Genomic DNA, 17076 nt, shown 5'->3' with positions numbered 1-17076 from the left:
GGGCGGATGGCGGCGGGGCGATGCCGGACTCGAGGGATGGCGGCGGACATGGGGCGAATTCTCCAGGGACAATGGACGCAGTGCAGACTTAGTAACACGAATTGCGCGGACGTTCCGCCAGGCCCCGGATCAGGCGACGTCTGCCATGGCCCGGAAGCGTTGCGTCAGGATGTCGACAAAGGCTTCCGTCACCACCGACGGCGCCGTCTGCGCGGGATAAGCCATGCAGACGCGCACCGGCAGGCTCGGCGTGAACGGCCTTATCGCCAGTTGCTGCGCGAACACGTCGGCAATGTACGGATTGACGATGCCCAGGCCGGTGCCGGCAGCGGCCAGCGCGCAGATCGTCGAGGAATAGGTGGTCTCGATTTCGGACACCGGCTGCACCTGGTGCGCCAGCATGGCGCCGCGCAGCTGCAGGTAGACGTCGTCGTCCGCGTTCAACACCAGCAACCGGCGCTCGTTCAGGTCGGCGATGCCGATGGCGGGCAGCGCGGCCAACGGATGGTCGGGCCGCATCACGCAGACCGCCGCGCTCTCGTGCAGGCTGTGCAGCGCCAGGTGCGCGCCGTCCAGCGGCACCGTCGTCACCACCACATCGTAGGTGCCATGCAGCAGGCCTTCGCGCAGGTACTGGCTGCCAACGGTCTGCATGTTGATGTGCACGTCGGGATAGCGCTGCGCGAATTCCTCGACCGCGCCCGGCAACATGCCCAGGCCCAGCGCCGGCGTGCAGGCCAGCCGCAGCACGCCGCTGCCGCTGCGGCGCATGGCGGCCACGCGATCCTCGATGCGCTCCAGGCCCACGAAGTGCCGCTTGACGGTGTCGAACAGGTCCTTGGCCTCGCGTGTCGGACGCAGGCGGCCACGCTCCATGTCGAACAGCTTCAGGCCGCTGGCCTGCTGCGCCTGCGCCAGCAGGCGGCTGATCGACGGCTGGGTGGTGCGCAGCATCTGCGCGGCACCCGTGGTGGTGCCGGCCAGCATTACCGCGTGGAAGGCTTCGATCTGACGGAAATTCAGCGGTCGGCTCATGGCGTCACAGGGTATTGCAAACCTGCATAGCCTATGCCGAAAAAAGAATTTTTTCAAATACCCTCGCCACTCCTACACTCGTGGCTCCCAGGGTGTGGTCACTCGCGCCCCTCTTGAAATCCAACTGCTGTGGGGAATTACCATGTTTTCATGCCGTCCCTGGCGCCGCCGCGTCCTGCAAGCCCTTTGCCTGACCCTCGCCGGCGCGGCCCTGCCGTTCACCGTGCAGGCCCAAGCCAATTATCCCGACCGACCGTTACGGATCATCGTACCGTTCACGGCCGGCGGCAGTTCGGACATCCAGGGGCGCCTGCTCGCCGAACACCTGGGCAAGCTCTATGGCCAGTCCGTCGTGGTCGAGAACCGGCCCGGCGCCGGCGGCCATATCGGCGGCAAATACGTGGCCGATTCCGGGCCCGATGGCTACACCCTGCTGCTCGGCTCCATCGGCCTGCACGCCACCTATGGCGTCTACAAGACCTTGAACTACCGCCCCGCCGACGACCTGAAGCTCATCACCATCGTCGCCGAGATGCCGCACGTCGTGGTAGCCAATCCAGCGCTGGAGGCCACCACCCTTGCCGAGCTTACCGCGCAGGCCAAGGCCAAGCCGGAAACGCTGCACTTCGGCTCGGCCGGCGTGGGCTCTTCGGTACACATGGTAGGCGAACTCTACAAGACCGCCTCCCAGGCCCCGATCGTACACATACCGTACCGCGGCAGCTCCGCCGCCCTCAACGACCTGCTCGGCGGCCAGATCCAGCTGCTGTTCGAGAACGTGCCCACCACCATCGGCTACATCCAGTCCGGCAAGCTCAAGGCGCTGGCCATCACCGGCGCCACGCGTTCGGCCGCGCTGCCCGACGTTCCCACCGCCGCCGAGGCCGGCCTGCCAGGCCTGACGGTCACCTCCTGGACCACGCTGGCCGCCGGCAAGGACGTGCCCGACGCGCTGATCGAGAAGATCAGCGCCGACCTGCGCCGCGTCTACGCCGACCCCGCGTTCCGCGCCGGGCTCGAACGCCTGGGCATGACCCCGGTGGGCAACACCCCGGCCGAGGCGCGCGCCTTCGTCGAACGCGAACGCGCCCGCTGGAACAAGGTCATCGAGGCCGAACACATCAGCGCCGGTTGAACCTTTTTTCCCGACCCATGACTCGCATGACCACACCCATCGCCTGCCGCCGCCTGGGCGCCGCGCCGCATCATCATTTCTTCGGCTACTACAACAAGACCGTCTGGCACCGTGACGGCCGCTATCTGCTGGCCAATCGCACCGCGTTCAAGGATGCGGTGCTCACCCCGCAACTGCAGGCCGAAGTGGGCTACTTCGACCTGCGCGACGGCGGACGCTACCACGCCGTCGGCGCCACCACCGCCTGGAACTGGCAGATGGGCTGCCAACTGCAATGGCTGGACGGCAAGGCCGAACCGCAGCTGATCTACAACTGCCGCCGCGACGACGAAAGCGGTTTCTATCCCGGCCTGCGCTCGGCGGTGCACGATCTCGCCACCGGCGAAACCCGCTACCTGCCGCTGCCGATCTACGTCGCCGCGCCCAACAGCCGCTACGCGCTGTGCGTGGACTACCGGCGGCTCTACATCACGCACCAGACCATCGGCTACAGCGAACACGCGCCGGGCCCGGTGGCCAACGCCCCGGCGGACGACGGCATCCACGCCCTGGACCTGGACAGCGGCGACCACCGCCTGCTGGTCAGCTATGCCGAACTGCGCAACTTCCACCCGCGCGCCTCGATGGAGCGCGCCATCCACTGGGTCAGCCACATCGAGGTCAACCCGTCATCGACCCGCGTCCTGTTCCTGCATCGCTGGACCGAACGGGTCGAGGACGAAACCTGCTTCCTGCACCGCCTCATCACGATGAATCCGGACGGCAGCGACATGCGCCTGCTGGAATGCTCCGACCATCCCTTGCCGCAGCTGGCCGCCGACTTCGATCCGAACGCGGTCGGCACCTTCGACTACGAGAAGTCGGAATACCAGATCTCGCACCCGCTGTGGCGCGACGACCGCTCGATCATCGTGTGGGGGCCGCACGCCGGCAGCATCCACTACCACCTGTACGAGGATGCCGACGGCGGCCAGGTGCAAGTGGTCGGCGACGGCATCCTCACCGAAAACGGCCACATGACTTTTTCGCCGGTGGACACCCGCTGGCTGCTGAGCGATACCTATCCCGATCCCGTCACGCACGAACGCATCCTGTTCCTGTACGACATGCGCACGGGACAACGCCACGATCTCGGCAGTTTCTACGCCGATCCCGCGCTGTCCAAGGAAAACCGCTGCGACCTGCATCCGCGCTGGAGCCGCGACGGCACCCAGGTCTGCATCGATTCCGTGCACGAAGGCGAGCGGCAGATGTACGTGCTGGACGTGGGCCCGATCGTGCGGGCTTGAAGGCGGTCGACGGAATGCGGCGGCCGGGCTGCCCGCAAGGGCGCCGCCTCAGCCCTCGCGCGCCACCTGGCGCAGCGCCTGTTCGAACACGTCGGCCGGCTGGCCGCCGGACACCAGGTACTTGCCGTTGAGGATCACCGACGGCACGGACGTGATGCCCCGGTCGCGCCAGTCGGCCTCTTCCTTACGCACCTCGTCGGCATAGCGCCCGGACGCCAGCACCTCGCGCGCCTGCGCTTCATCCAGTCCGGCGTCGGCCGCGGCCCGCGCCAGCACCTGGGCATCGCTGGTGTCGTGGTTCTCGTAGTGATAGACCTCCAGCAGGCGCTTCTTCAGCGCGGTCTGGCCGGCCTGGCCCTGCAATCCGGCCCAATGCAACAGGCGATGGGCATCGAAGGTATTGAACGAGCGGTTGTCATCCTCCATGCGCATGCGCATGCCGACGGCTGCCGCGCGTTCGCTGATCACCTTGCGATTGGCCTGCACCTGCTCGCGGCTGTAGCCGTATTTCGCCATCAGCCGTTCGATGGTGTTCTGCCCGCCCTTGGGCATGTCGGGATTGAGTTCGAACGGCCGGAAATGCAGTTCGACGTCGGCCTCGCCCGCCACCCGCTCCATCGCGGCCAGCAGGCCGCCCAGGCCCACCGCGCACCAGGGGCAGGCAACATCGGACACGAAATCGATAGTGATCTTGGGCATGGCGATCTCCGGGAACAGGCGATTAGCGTAGAACATTGCCGCGCGCCGCCATGCAAAAGCCCTGGGCCTGCCAGGGATTCAGGGCAAATCCGGCTGCCGGCGCCAGGCGGACAGGCAGGTCGAATGCCTGCTGGACCACATCATCTATGCCGTGGCCTGACGCGCCCTTTCATTCGAACAGGATCCGCTCGATCGCGCGCACCCGGTCCCGCCGGCGCCTGACCGCGCGGACCGGCCTGCCGAACACGCGCTTGCGTTGCGTGGCTTCCCGGCTGGCCTGCAGATGCTCGACGTAGATCTCGTCGCACGGCGCATTGTCGGTCTTGTCGAAGATCCAGCAATAGGCAACGGGCAACCGCACCAGCCGATAGCGCGGTTCGGCGCGGGCGGCGTCGCTGTCAAGCAGCCGCTCGAGCACCAATTGATCCCATTCATCCGGATTCTCCGCGCAAGCCTGCGCCCAGGCTTGCAACAACGCGGTGGCGGCCGGCGTATGGTTGATGAACAGCGTGCCGCTCAGCAGATGCCCCTGCGGCTCGTAGTAGGCGGCGATATCGCAGTCCATCGCGGCCAGCGCCGGCCACGGGTCGCGGTGAAACACCGCGTCCACGTCGACGTATAACATGGGGCCCGCGTGCTTGCGGCGCATGGCAACCAGCACCGACGGCTTCATGGACGCATTGCGCACCCAGGACCCGGTGGATTCGATCGGCTCGGCGTCGACGGCCAGTCCCAGTCTTTGCGCCGATCGCAGCAGACGGTTCTTTTCCGTCTCGTAGATGCTGTCGCGCGTGAAGAACGCGACCACCACGCCGGAGGCGTCACCGCCACGCCGGTCCGGCGCTCCCGTATCCCGCGGAAAGCTCGGCACCACGCGCGTCTGCTCCGCGGACCACCCGAACCACTTGCGTCGAAACCAATCGAACATGCTGCGCCACGCTTTTCAAGATGAGGTAAAGCGGGCGTACCGGCAACGTCGGATCGACAGCGCGGCGGCAGGCTCGCACAACGCGGCATCCCGCCGCCGCGCGGCGCGTTTGCCGGGCCGCGCAAGCGGGCGCGGGATGACGCGCAGGCGGAGTGTATGAATCGCCGCATTTGGCGTCCATGCATTTGCAATCAGTCGAAATGCAAAGCGCCATGCTGAAACACGCGCCCTGCGGACTTCCCTGGGAAACCCGGCCACCGGGTCAACACAACTTTCAACTGGCTTTCCAGATTACGGCCTGCCGCAGGCCAGGTCAGGCGTATTGCGCCAGGCCGCGTCCCAGCGACCAGTTTTCTTTCACGACCTCGACGAGACTGACGAACACGTCCTCGGACCGGATGCCGGGATTGTCGCCGAGCAATGCCGCGATCCGCTGGAACAACGCCTTCTTCTGCTCCACGCCGCGCGTGTTGTTCGCGGTGATCTGAATGAACACGAGATCGTCGCTGCGGGCGACATCGAGGTAAGTCGCACCGTAGCGAAAGTTCGCGGCCTCGTGCTCGGTCAGGAACATGAACTGGTCGTCTTCGGGAACATCGAATGTCTCGCGCATCGCGCGATAAACGCCATCGAAGATCGCCTGCCTGTAAGCCTCCGTCTTTCCGGTACGCAACGAGATATGAGCGAGCGGCATCGTGGATTCCTCCATGGTTGTCAGCCTTCATGTTATCTATTCTGATAACGTATTGATCTTTATTTCAACGATAAATTATTGAAATGACTGAGCGCGCCCTCGACCTGGAAGCCGTCCGAGCCTTCATCCGCATTGCGGAACTCGGGAGTTTCACCCGCGCCGCCGAAGCCTTGCAGACCACGCAGGCGGCGGTCAGCCTGCGGCTCAAGCGGCTCGAAGACAGGCTGGGATTCAGGCTTGTCGAACGCACGCCTCGCAGCGTGGAACTTTCTGCACAGGGCGCGACCTTTCTCGAACATGCGCGCGAACTCATGCAGGCCCATGACCGGGCGGTCTCGGTTGTCGCGCAAACGCGGCGGCGTCTCGCCATCGGCATCAGCGACCATGTCGCCGGCCCGGAACTGCCCGCCTTGATTGCCCGCATGAACGCGCAGGACCCGCAACTGCTGATCGAAATCCGGATCGGATCGTCAGCGGAGCTGCTTCAGAGTTTCGACCGCAGGGAACTCGACACGGTGATCGTCCGCTTCCACGCGGGCCGCGGCGATGGAGACCTCCTCGCCGAAGAGAAGTTTGGCTGGTTCGCCATGCCGGGCTGGCAACATCGCGCGGGAACGCCCCTGCCGCTGGCCACGATGGCCGAACCCTGCGGCGTGCGCGCCATGGCTGGACAGCTGCTCGACGAGGCAGGCATACCCTGGACGGAAGTATTCGTGGGCGGCGGCGTGATGGCGGTCGCGGCCGCCGTGATGGCCGGGCTCGGCGTTGCCGCGCTCTCCGCGCGCATGGTGCCGTTCGGGGCGGTCGACGTCGGGCCCAGGCTGGGGTTGCCGGAATTGCCGCGCCTGCCCATTCTGCTTCATACCAGGGTCAGGGAGAGCCGGGCGCGCGACGCGCTTGCCGCGCTCTCGGCCGCCTTTCGCAGCGTGGCGCGAAACTGAGGCAGGCAAACAACGGCGGGCAACAAAAAACCCGCAGAACCAATGTTCATGCGGGTTTGTGACATTGCCGGCAAGGCCGGGCAAGGGCTTGGGGAAATCTTGGCGGACAGAGGGGCCGCCAACATTAATTCCGAGACAATCCAGGAAGTACTAAATTTCCCTTTAAAAACAACAATCTTTCGGAAAATACTGTCCGCCAGATTCTAATGAATTCCTATCAAATCCGTTATAATTTTGATAGTCAATTTGTGAGTTGAATAAATGGCGCGATCAATCAACAGGCTCACGGCCATTGGAGCAGCCCGCCTGGAAAAGCCGGGGCTGTATAGCGATGGCGGCGGCCTCTATTTGCAGATTACAGCGGCTGGCGTGAAGTCCTGGCTACTGCGCTATATGCGCAACGGACGCGCCCGAGGGATGGGCCTTGGGCCTCTTCATACGATCAGCCTCGCCGAGGCCCGCTCCAAGGCGCTCGCCTGCCGTCAGCAACTGCTTGAGGGGATCGATCCCCTGGAGGCCAAGAGCGCCGCCAAGATAGCGGAAAAGCTCTCTGCGGCCAAGTCGATCACGTTCGATCAATGCGCCGACGCATACATCGCCGCCCACCAGGCGGGCTGGCGGAATGCCAAGCATGTCGATCAGTGGACAAACACTCTCAGGACATATGCGAGCCCGGTCTTCGGCGCGGCAACTGTTTCCCTTGTCGATACCCCGCTCGTGCTCAAGGTACTTGAGCCGATCTGGCAAACGAAGACAGAAACCGCCACGCGGGTACGCGGCCGAATCGAATCCATCCTAGACTGGGCGACCGTTCGCGGCTATCGGACTGGCGAGAATCCCGCACGCTGGAAGGGACACCTTGATCATCTGCTGCCCAAGCGATCCAAAGTGCAACGCGTCAAACATCATCCCGCATTGCCGTACAAGGATGCCCCTGCGTTCTTTCAAACGCTGCGCGCCCAATCCAGCAACTCGCGAAAGGCTTTGGCCTTCCTCATCCTGACCGCGACCCGCACCAACGAAACGATTGGGGCTCGATGGAAGGAGATCGACCTGTCGGCTGGCACTTGGACAATCCCTGCCGAGCGCATGAAAGCGGGCAAGGAGCATCGCGTACCTCTGTCCAAAGCTGCGCTTGAGCTTCTGCATGAAACGCGAACGGAGCATGCGGCCGGCGATGACTATGTGTTCGTCGGGCAGCGGGTGGGGCGCCCTCTTTCAAATATGGCGTTCCTCCAACTGTTGAAACGGATGAACCGCGGCGATATCACTGCACATGGATTCCGCTCTACCTTTCGAGACTGGGTGGGAGAAACCACTGCTCACGCCCGAGAAATCGCCGAGGCTGCGTTGGCGCACACCATTAAAGATAAGTCCGAGGCCGCCTACGCTCGTGGTGATCTATTCATGAAGCGTATGGCCCTCATGGACGATTGGGCCACCTTCCTCTTGACCCAATAAGCTTCAAATCGAACTCACTTTTTATACCTTTATTCGTATACATACCAAGACATGAACACATTTCCAAGGAATCCTAGGTGAACGAAGTCATTGCTCCCAAAAAGCAAAAGCCCTCGAAACGGAAGCCAAGGGGAACATGGTCTGTCGTTCCCTCCCCTCATTCTGAGCTTCCAAACGGGAGGGAGCTGACAGACTACGCTGGTTACGAAACATGGGAAGTCAATCGCTGGGCTTGGGAATTTCTACGCAGGAATAAAGAATTCCAGAAGGCTTGTGATAGCTTGCCTCAAGAAAGGGAAGATCGCATTCTCAAGCTGAAAAAATTAATCAGGAAGTACGGGCTAACTCAATTCAAACACTGGAAAGAGGAATATGGTGCTCTACGAGATAACCAACCGATCTTCGATGGAGTTCGTATTCGAGCCAACCTAAAAGAAGACACCATGGATCTTTCTGACATACCCCCGCTGGAGAAAGGACAAGCTCTAATTCTTTTAGAAATCCTTCCATGCCTCGACGATCTCGAATTACTTCAAAAGCGAATGGCCTTTGCCTACAAGCAACTAGAGGAGAGACTGAAAAAATATGCCGAAAGAAACAACCTAGAAAAACCGGTTTCCCGCAAACCGAAGATAAACAAGTCTGAAGACCTCATTGCGCACCTCCGGATACTAGACTTAAGGGGGCAAGCAAAGGAGGACAGGCTGAGCCCTGCTGAACGCTTCAAAACGGTTTACCCAAACGAGGATAAGAAACTGGATGCGCATACCAAAGTGCAGAGAGAGAAAGATCGCTTTAAGACAGCACGAAGACTTTCCAGCAAGGACTATTTGACTCTCGCCCTTATCTGAGAAGAACAACATTCAAGCAATGAAATGACGCAAGGGGGCCCACATTGACCCGCAACGTGGTCCCCTCGAAAATCTGACGCGCACATAAGGGGGAGCACGTCAGTACCGTAATGTGCCAATCTGTACGAAGCGTTTTGGTCTCCTTATAGTAGTCGTGCGCTTTCCAACCACGACTCTAAGGAACATAAATGTCGCTCCCTTCGAACCAAGTGTCTCCCGACTTAACGCGCTTTCCCGCTGACGCAGAGGCCGGGACGATATTTTTGCGGCGACAATCTGTCGAACAGATGACCGGCCTCAGTCGCTCGTCGATCTACAGCTTCATGGCGCGCGATCGATTCCCCAAACCGATTCCGATCGGGCCGAAAGCCGTCCGCTGGTCCAGCCGCGAAATTCTGTCATGGATGTCTGAGCGCACCGCCCAGCGCGGATAGGCCTATTCAGGCCATAAAACACACTCCACACAGCTACTAACGCCGTTCGTCACTCCCAGCATCGCTACTTTTCACGGCATCTCGTAGCACCGCAAGACGCATCACCGATTAGAACGCAAGAAAACTGCGCGCCGCCGATTTGTCGGCGTGCGGGCCTCGCTCAGCCTAACGCTTTGCGAGGTAGTCATTACCTTATATAGATACACATTCTGTCGTACCCCTGACGACCCAATGGCCAAAGTCACGACAGAACCATCCAAGGAATCCTGAATTGAAGCTCCAGATTTCATCTCCCGAAGCGATAGGCATTGATACTGTCATCTTACGCGTTCCCTACCACGGCGAAAGGCTGCGTACTCAGTACACGCAGCGACTTACGCCTGATGGCGAAATAATACAGATGGGTAGTTATGCCGTTTGCATAAAGGGCAAAGCTGGACAACACACGGTCAAAATTCGACACGACCAACAACGCAATGAGCTTCAGATTGAGGGCTCAGCATATGGCTTTCTGTATGGACAAAATGTCTTCACGGGAATCAACCTCCCATGGATCACACGTCATCTTTTGAAGAAGGTTGCCGAAAAACTGTCGCTTCCCGAAACGCAACTCGCCCAATGGAGTGCGGATCAGGTAGTAGTGGATCGGCTTGATCTTGCAATGAATCTGAACTTGGGGAGCGACGAGGATGCCAATTCGGCACTTGTTCAACTTGGCCAGCAATTCGCTTCCCGTCAACGCTCCATGTTCATGCAGGCAACAACCCTGTACTGGAATCCACGCCTCGGCAAGGACTACGTCATCGCGTTGTATGCGAAAGGGCCTGAACTGCAAGCAAAGCATGACCGCCGCAAGGACGACAATCCAATCCTCAAACGTATGCTCGAAGAAACTGTGGGCATGCTCCGAGTAGAGCTTCGGTTTCGCCGTCCAGAGCTCCAAAAGCTCTGTATGACTCGGGTGACCGACTGGACACGCCAAAGTATGACGAACGCCTTTTGCCGTTACTTCGCACGCATGCCGATCTGGAACGTAACCTCCGGGCCCCTTACCGCCGAGGAGCTCGAAGGTCTATCACCGGCAGAAAAACGCTACCTCGCTTTTCACAAACTCGGTGCGCCGATGCGATTGTTGTTTACGGAGCGATCAACTCAGCGTTTCCGCAAGAGCTTTCGAGAAAAGCGCCACCTTGACCTGCGCTGCCCCAATCGTGAGCAACGAACCATGAGATTGGTAGATCTTATGTCTGACCCTGACCGCGTCGTGAAAACGCCTCAGTGGCTCATTGAGGCCGGCTGGGCGCCTGGCCGAAGAAAACTCGGTTCTTCACAAGACGTGGATGCTCAATCAAGAAAACCATAAGTAAACGCTTAGAACCACGGGAGGCGGGGCTACGCAGGCCCTGCCGAATACAGCGCGTTCCGAAGTCGTGTCTGTTCCCCGCATCGCCCCATGCGGCTACCCACGTCGCCGCCCCACGACAGACACGCTAGACCCCGACCACCCTAGGCCGCATCTTCGGTCTCCCTGTCCCCCGTTGTCGATGTGCGCCTGACCGCCCTCAGATAGTGACAAAGCTGCGCACCGCCCTCCCCCCTAGCTCGTGTGCTTGATAGACAATCGTGACATCTGCATCCGTGACAAGCCCCTAAATATGGCTTTTTCGCTCTCAAGTTACACAAATTTATGTGTTTTCATCATAAAATCCTGTGCAACTGTGCTTGTTGCTGACGTAGCCCATGAACTATGACGTATTCCTCGCTGAGTTAGGAAAGGCCGGCCTAAGCGTCCGAGCTTTCGCACACCTGAATGGCATGAATCCCAATTCAGTGTCGAACTACGCCAAGGCAGCAGAAGTACCGCGTCATCTGGCACTCATCGCTGCACTACTTGCAGAAATGAATGTTCATGGAATCGATTTTCAGCTTGCTGTTGAGAGAATTAGCACTGATCGAAAGAAGCCTCGCGGTCGAGGACGGCCGGGACAATTTGGTGGCGACAAGCAAAATCGGCTGGAATTGTAGACTTGAGATGCTTGTGCGCATGATCTCGGAAGAACTGACGTTGAAGGCAAAATAATGGCAAAATCTCGTAAAAAACCAGAAACCCAAGAAAATGAAAAGCGAATCAATTCTTTTTTTGCGGGGATTGGTGGATTTGATCTTGCATTCGAGAAGCATGGATTTTTGCCGACATTTTATTGCGAAAATAATGATTTTTGCCGCAGCATATTGAAACGACATTGGCCTGAGGTCGCCAATGCAGCAGACATACGACAGCTCGATGCCGCCGATATTCCAGCGGCAAGCGTATGGACTGCCGGCTTCCCCTGCCAAGATCTGTCCTTAGCGCGCACGCCGCACGGAACCCGTCATGGTTTGAAAGGAACACGATCGGGCCTTTTCTATACATTCCTCGATCTCCTGGCAGTGCATAAGCCAACGGTAGTGTTATTAGAGAATGTTGCTGGCTTGTTGAATTCGCACAAAGGTGCGGACTTCAATGCCCTCCTTTTATCGCTCACTAAGCTTGGTTATGCAGTAGCATGGCGGGTTCTTAACGCACGATACTTTGGTGCCCCGCAATCACGCCCCAGAGTTTTCATATGCGCTTGGCAAGGATCTCCCGACAAGGCGTTAAAAACCTTATTTGAAGACAATATTGCACCAAAGCCGAAGCACGAGCGACAAGGCTTCATAACACCATCTACGTGCCAAGAATCGGGAATATCTGTCCCTCAGGTTTCTTTTTGTGTATCTGCCACTTCAGGCAGACATACAGGTCTAGATTGGGCTAGATCATACGTCACCTATCCGGCGTCAGTTCGCCGGTTGACTCCGCTAGAGTGCGAGCGGCTCCAGGGTCTGCCGGAAAATTGGACCTTACCGGCCAGCGATTACGTGATTCCAATCCGAGGCATAGAAACCAATAGATATCACGCGATTGGTAATGCTGTCTGCGTCCCTGTCGTTCAGTGGGTAGCAGGGCGCATTTCGCAGATACTGCAGTACCCTGACGCTCAGATGACGAGCACAAAAAAAACTGCATGCGAGGAACATCTTCAAAACTTGGCAAGATCGTTTCTTTCTTCCAAGTGTGAACTACAAACTTTCCTCACTGAGCCAGGCGCCTCGAAATGGCAGTCGGGTGGTCTTGCGTATAAGGATTGTTTTTTTACTACAACGGTATCTTCCAGCCCTGTTGTTGCAGTGCCATCAAAGCTCATCGATGTAATTGAGAAAGAAGGCGTGCACGAGCGCTACTTTCTGAGCGCCAATGCGGTGCAGGGCATTTTGCGTCGAGTGGACAAATTGGGACGCCATTTATTCCCTCCGCTCGATGCGGTGCTAAGAAAGATCGCTAGCCCCGACTTGAAGCAAGACAAAGAAGTGCCTCCAATGCAGCCTAACGCCCAAGACATAAAACTTGTGGCTCTATAGAACCTGTACTGTGACTGATTATTTTATTATTCGGCTCGGCGCTGATAGCGAACATGAAATCAGGAAGATCGATGCATTCGACTCCTACACCACTGATTCTTTCGCTATCAACGTCAATTGTAGACAAGTACCTAAGGACGTATCGCACGGCGATATGGCGCTCATTTGGCTCGGAACCAATAACAACAAGGGCGGCAAGACACCCTGGATTCAAGGGCTCCGAGCTATCGGTCAAATTGATGGCGTCAGCGGCAATGGTGATTATGGGTCTACCAAGACCGTTCACGTCTCCATTGGAGTGGTACTTCCAAAATCTGTGACCAAAATGGATATCGTGACCAAACAAAGTGCACGCTATTCAGAAATTGCCGCCATGCCAGTTCTCGGCGTCAACAACTACAGTAGCCAAGTTGTCCAGCGGATAGATCCCACTGAACCCGGACAGGATCTGTCCGCGCTATTCAGCGCACTCGAAAGTATCCTCCCTGGCTTAGAAGCAGCGACCTCACTAGCCTATCCGGATTTACTCCCTTTGTTCGAGGCAAACAGCCATCTTTTAGCGCCTCCAGAGCATCCATTGCTGCGAATCCCCCCCCCCTATTTCAGAAGGGGCGACATCCTCCGAGTCGACAGTCAATATCCTCGACGAGGATGAAGACGGCTTCGAGCCGGAAGATAATCGCGGCCTAGAGATTGAAGTCCCCTTCGATCCAACGAAGATCGATATCATCGCGAAGCCGATGACCATTAGTTCGCTTGAAGATCGCCTAAAAAACTGTGAACTGGATCTGACGCCAGACTTTCAGCGTCAAGCGAATGTGTGGGATCCAAAACGGAAGGCGCGTCTAATCGAGTCGATTCTGCTTAAGATTCCATTGCCCTCCTTCTATTTCAGCGAAGACATGGATGGTGGATATGCTGTCGTTGATGGGCTTCAGCGCCTATGCGCCGTATTTCATTTCAAAAATACCTCGCTTCTCAATTCGGCAACGGGCGCAGGGCTTGCCCCCCTGCAGCTGAAAGGCTTGCAGTATTTGAAAGAATTGGAGGGAAAATCCTTCACAGACCTAGATCGAAAGTTTCAGCGTAGAATTTCTGAGCTTGAAATTACTGCAAATATCATTCGGGCCAACACTCCATCCGCAGTAAAGTTCAACGTCTTTGCGCGCTTAAATCAGGGTGGAATGCCGCTCAATGCACAAGAAATCCGGAATGCAATCTTTCCTGGCGAATGGCGCAATGAACTCCGGCGGCTAGCTGAGAGCGACACATTTATTAGAGCTACAGATGGGAAGATTCGAACCAATCGCCAACAGGATATGGAACTGGTGTTGCGCTACATTGCGCTATGGCAGCTTGGTGCGCCCTATCGACGACCGGCTAACCAAACACTCGATGAATTCCTAAACTTGACCGTTGAGCACGTGTTGAGCCGATGGGACACGGGCAAATGGAAGGAAGCCGGAGAAGCATTTTTCCACGCTATAAACACCACTTGCCAAATCCGTGGAAAGCATGCATTTCGGAAAAGCGCTGGGACACAGCAGAGGAAGCCAATTAATCGCGGCCTTTTCGAAGCTGAGTTGGTAGTCTTCGGTGCGTTGGATCCCGATACCTCTCTTCGAATAATCGCCCAGAAGCAGACGTTCGAAGCGGTATTTGAAAGTGCGCTAGCCAACGACGGGGAGTTTATCCAGTCGTTGTCTTATGGGACGGGATCTGCTGAGTCGTCCAACGCACGTATCGCTACGTTGAACGGAATCATCGAAGAGGTGACACGTGCTTGAGAGCATTGAGCTTCACAATTTCAAATCTGCGCGAGACCTTAAAGTCAAACTCGGGCAACTTACCGTTCTCACAGGCCTGAATGGCTCAGGAAAGAGCACGGTCTTGCAAGCGCTTGCCCTGCTGAAGCAGAGCCTCAAAGCCGGAGATGGCAAGAAGGAGCTTGCCCTACGCGGGGCACTGGTCCGTCTGGGCCGGAGTGAGGACGTTCGATTCGAAAACGCGACTGACGACGAGATCGGCTTTGTCATTCAAACCTCTAAGGGTCGGACTAGCATGTTCGCATTAGCGGAGCCAGGTGCTGATACCCTATCCCTTCGCTGGGACGGGGATATACAGGACGTCGTTGATGAACTAGGGCATGGATTCCAATTCATACAGGCGGACAGAATCACTCCAGCGGTTCAATATCAGCAGGCCAGCACGCCGGAACGGGCATCAGGCTGGCTTGGATGTGGCGGGGAGTTTACGGTCGATTTTCTGCTCCAGCATGAGAGCATGAAAGTGTCACCAGGGCGACTTTTCCCACCAGAGCACCCCACTCTATCGACCGAACTGTTGACCCAAGTAGCGCCTACAGAAAGCCTCATAGATCAAACCTCCGGGTGGTTGCAGCATCTCAGTCCCGGAGTGCGACCCCGAGCAATAGCAGTAGAACTTGCCGACGCTGCCTCCCTAAGCTTCTCGTACACAGGGACTTCAGTTGACTCAGGGAGCCGAGAATATCGGCCGTCTAATGTTGGCTTCGGACTGACCTATTGCCTTCCCGTCATAGTGGCTTGTTTGGCTGCTCCGAAGGGCGCCCTATTGCTCTTGGAAAATCCAGAGGCCCACCTACACCCCCGAGGCCAGTCCGCACTTGGGCAACTGCTCGCACGTTGTGCAGCGGATGGCATACAAATCGTGGTCGAAACTCACAGTGATCACGTACTTAATGGCATCCGCGTGGCGGCAAAGCGTTCTGAGATTGCGAATCAGGATGTCGCTGTACATTTCTTCTCACGTAACGTCGAAAATTTCGAGTCTTCTATTTCGTCGCCGGTTTTACATGCCAACGGCCGCTTCAGCGACTGGCCCGAAGGTTTTTTCGACGAATGGAGTAAGGCACTTGATGAACTACTCGACATCTGACCAATGACAACACCAGTTCTGTTTCTCGATGACGCATCGAGCCATCCTGATGTCATCGACCGTGCGCGTGCAGAACAAACGGCAAAAACGCTTCTCTCCACTCTCAAACGTCTTAAAAAGATCAACAACAGAATCGCGCTGAATACAGCCCAACCGATTTCCCAGTATCAGATTGCCGAGGATTGGACTCTGCAGGCGGTTCTCGGAGGGAATGCCTATAGAGAGGAATGGGACTTCATTCGAAGCCTGAGCGATCGATCTCCTTTCTCTGCAGGGTTGGCAGATGGAATACGGCACGAGATCGGCAGGATGGAATTCCGCACCAAACCAACGCGGACTCCCTCTGGCGCATTGGCATGGGCGACACTTCTGGAATCCGCAACCGTCAGCTTTGACGCCCGTCCTGACTGGTCTCTTGCTTGGGTTGAAACGGTCTACTGCGAACTTGATGACGACGGAAATCTGCTCGAAGCGGAAGGGCGTGTAAAGAACGCTAGCCAGCCTGCACACGCGGATGAACACCTTGCATGGCTGAAACAGCTCAGCCTATCTGACACTCCTTCTGCCAGCCAAATTTGGAGCGAAAGGACAGAACGTTTTCCAGGGCTTCGTTTTTTACCGCGAGTGGAAGGGGATCTCGGTGCGCTAGACGGGAGCGGAGCCCCATTCCTTCAGGCGGTAGCATCACTTGAAGCACTTGCACGCGACGTCACTAATTGGGAGCAGAATGCAGGTTGGCCGCAATTTTCCAGTCGGCCAAGCCCGGAAGGAGAACAACGCAGGAGACTTTGTTGGGTCCTTGACGAGGGCACAGGAAAGAAGGAACTATTTGACTGGCATGTTCGCTTCACAGGCAGCTTTCCCGGGCGCGTCCATTTCCGCGTCGACGGAAATGAGAGATCAATTGTCGTGGCATATGTTGGCTACAAGTTAACCAGGGAGATCTCGAGCTAGCCAAATGACTCGAAAATCGTTCAAGCACGGCGCCGAGCCTACCGCAGCTAACTCTTCGTCCCTGGCGCTCCTAGAACAAAACCAACCCCAAGGCTAATGTGCCGTCGGTCAATTCTGCAGCTTCGTACCTGTAGATGCCGGTTTGCTCGACGCAACAGAATGCGGCCTGTGGTTGGCTCACGATGAAGTGAGTCAACGAACGCGGACTCGCAAAGGTCCGGTTGATCGGTGCTGGCACCCGAGCCATGCGATCGCCACGAGTAGTAGCCCAGGCGAGGCGAGGACATACATGACAGGC

17 protein-coding genes are annotated in these 17076 nt (G+C 57.8%); 13 read left to right on the top strand and 4 right to left on the bottom strand.

The window, feature by feature from the left end; genetic code table 11:
- Window positions 1–129: 129 nt before the first annotated feature.
- On the bottom strand, window positions 130–1035 hold the full coding sequence (locus ACUTAG_RS18075; protein WP_020925236.1) for a LysR substrate-binding domain-containing protein: 906 nt from the start codon (window positions 1033–1035) through the stop codon (window positions 130–132).
- A gap of 142 nt (window positions 1036–1177) precedes the next feature.
- Between ACUTAG_RS18075 and ACUTAG_RS18070 the strand changes: the two genes are divergently transcribed.
- Together ACUTAG_RS18070 and ACUTAG_RS18065 are read left to right on the top strand one after the other, a co-directional pair.
- Entirely contained in the window at window positions 1178–2170 is a 993-nt protein-coding gene (locus ACUTAG_RS18070) for a Bug family tripartite tricarboxylate transporter substrate binding protein (RefSeq protein WP_020925237.1), read from the top strand.
- A 17-nt stretch (window positions 2171–2187) separates the two neighbouring features.
- Complete coding sequence (locus ACUTAG_RS18065; protein WP_148317557.1) at window positions 2188–3459, top strand: hypothetical protein; 1272 nt, start codon at window positions 2188–2190, stop codon at window positions 3457–3459.
- Window positions 3460–3507: 48 nt separating this feature from the next.
- On the opposite strand, the gene ACUTAG_RS18060 is transcribed toward ACUTAG_RS18065, so the two are convergent.
- The 3 genes from ACUTAG_RS18060 to ACUTAG_RS18050 all read right to left on the bottom strand — a co-directional run bounded on the left by ACUTAG_RS18060 (window position 3508) and on the right by ACUTAG_RS18050 (window position 5780).
- Window positions 3508–4158 carry a DsbA family oxidoreductase gene (locus tag ACUTAG_RS18060; RefSeq protein WP_006388669.1) on the bottom strand — a complete coding sequence of 217 codons (651 nt, stop codon included), beginning with the start codon at window positions 4156–4158 and terminating at the stop codon, window positions 3508–3510.
- A gap of 169 nt (window positions 4159–4327) precedes the next feature.
- On the bottom strand, window positions 4328–5086 hold the full coding sequence (locus ACUTAG_RS18055) for a glycosyltransferase family 77 protein (protein WP_262352238.1): 759 nt from the start codon (window positions 5084–5086) through the stop codon (window positions 4328–4330).
- Window positions 5087–5399: 313 nt separating this feature from the next.
- On the bottom strand, window positions 5400–5780 hold the full coding sequence (locus ACUTAG_RS18050) for a tautomerase family protein (RefSeq protein WP_026382496.1): 381 nt from the start codon (window positions 5778–5780) through the stop codon (window positions 5400–5402).
- Between the two features lie 83 nt (window positions 5781–5863).
- On the opposite strand from ACUTAG_RS18050, the gene ACUTAG_RS18045 reads away from it, so the two are divergent.
- From ACUTAG_RS18045 to ACUTAG_RS17995, 11 genes are all read left to right on the top strand, one after another.
- Window positions 5864–6721: a LysR family transcriptional regulator gene (locus ACUTAG_RS18045; RefSeq protein ID WP_148317559.1), complete on the top strand. Its 858-nt coding sequence runs from the start codon at window positions 5864–5866 to the stop codon at window positions 6719–6721.
- A gap of 261 nt (window positions 6722–6982) precedes the next feature.
- Window positions 6983–8182 (top strand): tyrosine-type recombinase/integrase, encoded by a 1200-nt coding sequence (locus ACUTAG_RS18040; RefSeq protein ID WP_148317561.1) that lies wholly within the window; start codon window positions 6983–6985, stop codon window positions 8180–8182.
- 77 nt (window positions 8183–8259) lie between these two features.
- Window positions 8260–9033, top strand: a complete 774-nt coding sequence (locus tag ACUTAG_RS18035) for a transcriptional regulator domain-containing protein (protein ID WP_148317563.1) — start codon at window positions 8260–8262, stop codon at window positions 9031–9033.
- A gap of 188 nt (window positions 9034–9221) precedes the next feature.
- Window positions 9222–9467 carry a helix-turn-helix transcriptional regulator gene (locus ACUTAG_RS18030; protein ID WP_148317565.1) on the top strand — a complete coding sequence of 82 codons (246 nt, stop codon included), beginning with the start codon at window positions 9222–9224 and terminating at the stop codon, window positions 9465–9467.
- A 271-nt stretch (window positions 9468–9738) separates the two neighbouring features.
- On the top strand, window positions 9739–10830 hold the full coding sequence (locus ACUTAG_RS18025; RefSeq protein ID WP_148317567.1) for a phage/plasmid replication protein, II/X family: 1092 nt from the start codon (window positions 9739–9741) through the stop codon (window positions 10828–10830).
- A 377-nt stretch (window positions 10831–11207) separates the two neighbouring features.
- Window positions 11208–11492 (top strand): XRE family transcriptional regulator, encoded by a 285-nt coding sequence (locus ACUTAG_RS18020; protein WP_148317569.1) that lies wholly within the window; start codon window positions 11208–11210, stop codon window positions 11490–11492.
- A gap of 54 nt (window positions 11493–11546) precedes the next feature.
- Window positions 11547–12908: a DNA cytosine methyltransferase gene (locus ACUTAG_RS18015; RefSeq protein ID WP_148317571.1), complete on the top strand. Its 1362-nt coding sequence runs from the start codon at window positions 11547–11549 to the stop codon at window positions 12906–12908.
- 10 nt (window positions 12909–12918) lie between these two features.
- Window positions 12919–13563, top strand: a complete 645-nt coding sequence (locus ACUTAG_RS18010; RefSeq protein ID WP_446650258.1) for a hypothetical protein — start codon at window positions 12919–12921, stop codon at window positions 13561–13563.
- Between the two features lie 85 nt (window positions 13564–13648).
- On the top strand, window positions 13649–14695 hold the full coding sequence (locus ACUTAG_RS18005; RefSeq protein ID WP_446650257.1) for a DUF262 domain-containing protein: 1047 nt from the start codon (window positions 13649–13651) through the stop codon (window positions 14693–14695).
- Window positions 14688–15824 carry a DUF3696 domain-containing protein gene (locus ACUTAG_RS18000; protein WP_148317575.1) on the top strand — a complete coding sequence of 379 codons (1137 nt, stop codon included), beginning with the start codon at window positions 14688–14690 and terminating at the stop codon, window positions 15822–15824. Before ACUTAG_RS18005 ends, ACUTAG_RS18000 begins: the two co-directional genes overlap by 8 nt.
- 3 nt (window positions 15825–15827) lie before the next feature.
- Window positions 15828–16778 carry a hypothetical protein gene (locus ACUTAG_RS17995; RefSeq protein ID WP_148317577.1) on the top strand — a complete coding sequence of 317 codons (951 nt, stop codon included), beginning with the start codon at window positions 15828–15830 and terminating at the stop codon, window positions 16776–16778.
- The last annotated feature ends 298 nt before the right edge of the window (window positions 16779–17076 follow it).

It is taken from the genome of Achromobacter sp. CSND-B12 (assembly GCF_052906545.1).
This window is presented reverse-complemented; position numbering and strand designations above follow the sequence as displayed.

Bases quoted from the DNA above. Each gene is read 5' to 3' on its own strand.
- ACUTAG_RS18050 (WP_026382496.1), bottom strand. From the start codon at position 5,780: ATGCCGCTCGCTCATATCTCGTTGCGTACCGGAAAGACGGAGGCTTAC.
- ACUTAG_RS18015 (WP_148317571.1), top strand. From the start codon at position 11,547: ATGGCAAAATCTCGTAAAAAACCAGAAACCCAAGAAAATGAAAAGCGA.
- ACUTAG_RS18040 (WP_148317561.1), top strand. From the start codon at position 6,983: ATGGCGCGATCAATCAACAGGCTCACGGCCATTGGAGCAGCCCGCCTG.
- ACUTAG_RS18070 (WP_020925237.1), top strand. From the start codon at position 1,178: ATGTTTTCATGCCGTCCCTGGCGCCGCCGCGTCCTGCAAGCCCTTTGC.
- ACUTAG_RS18075 (WP_020925236.1), bottom strand. From the start codon at position 1,035: ATGAGCCGACCGCTGAATTTCCGTCAGATCGAAGCCTTCCACGCGGTA.
- ACUTAG_RS18055 (WP_262352238.1), bottom strand. From the start codon at position 5,086: ATGTTCGATTGGTTTCGACGCAAGTGGTTCGGGTGGTCCGCGGAGCAG.
- ACUTAG_RS18020 (WP_148317569.1), top strand. From the start codon at position 11,208: ATGAACTATGACGTATTCCTCGCTGAGTTAGGAAAGGCCGGCCTAAGC.
- ACUTAG_RS17995 (WP_148317577.1), top strand. From the start codon at position 15,828: ATGACAACACCAGTTCTGTTTCTCGATGACGCATCGAGCCATCCTGAT.
- ACUTAG_RS18060 (WP_006388669.1), bottom strand. From the start codon at position 4,158: ATGCCCAAGATCACTATCGATTTCGTGTCCGATGTTGCCTGCCCCTGG.
- ACUTAG_RS18065 (WP_148317557.1), top strand. From the start codon at position 2,188: ATGACTCGCATGACCACACCCATCGCCTGCCGCCGCCTGGGCGCCGCG.
- ACUTAG_RS18045 (WP_148317559.1), top strand. From the start codon at position 5,864: ATGACTGAGCGCGCCCTCGACCTGGAAGCCGTCCGAGCCTTCATCCGC.
- ACUTAG_RS18030 (WP_148317565.1), top strand. From the start codon at position 9,222: ATGTCGCTCCCTTCGAACCAAGTGTCTCCCGACTTAACGCGCTTTCCC.
- ACUTAG_RS18005 (WP_446650257.1), top strand. From the start codon at position 13,649: ATGACCATTAGTTCGCTTGAAGATCGCCTAAAAAACTGTGAACTGGAT.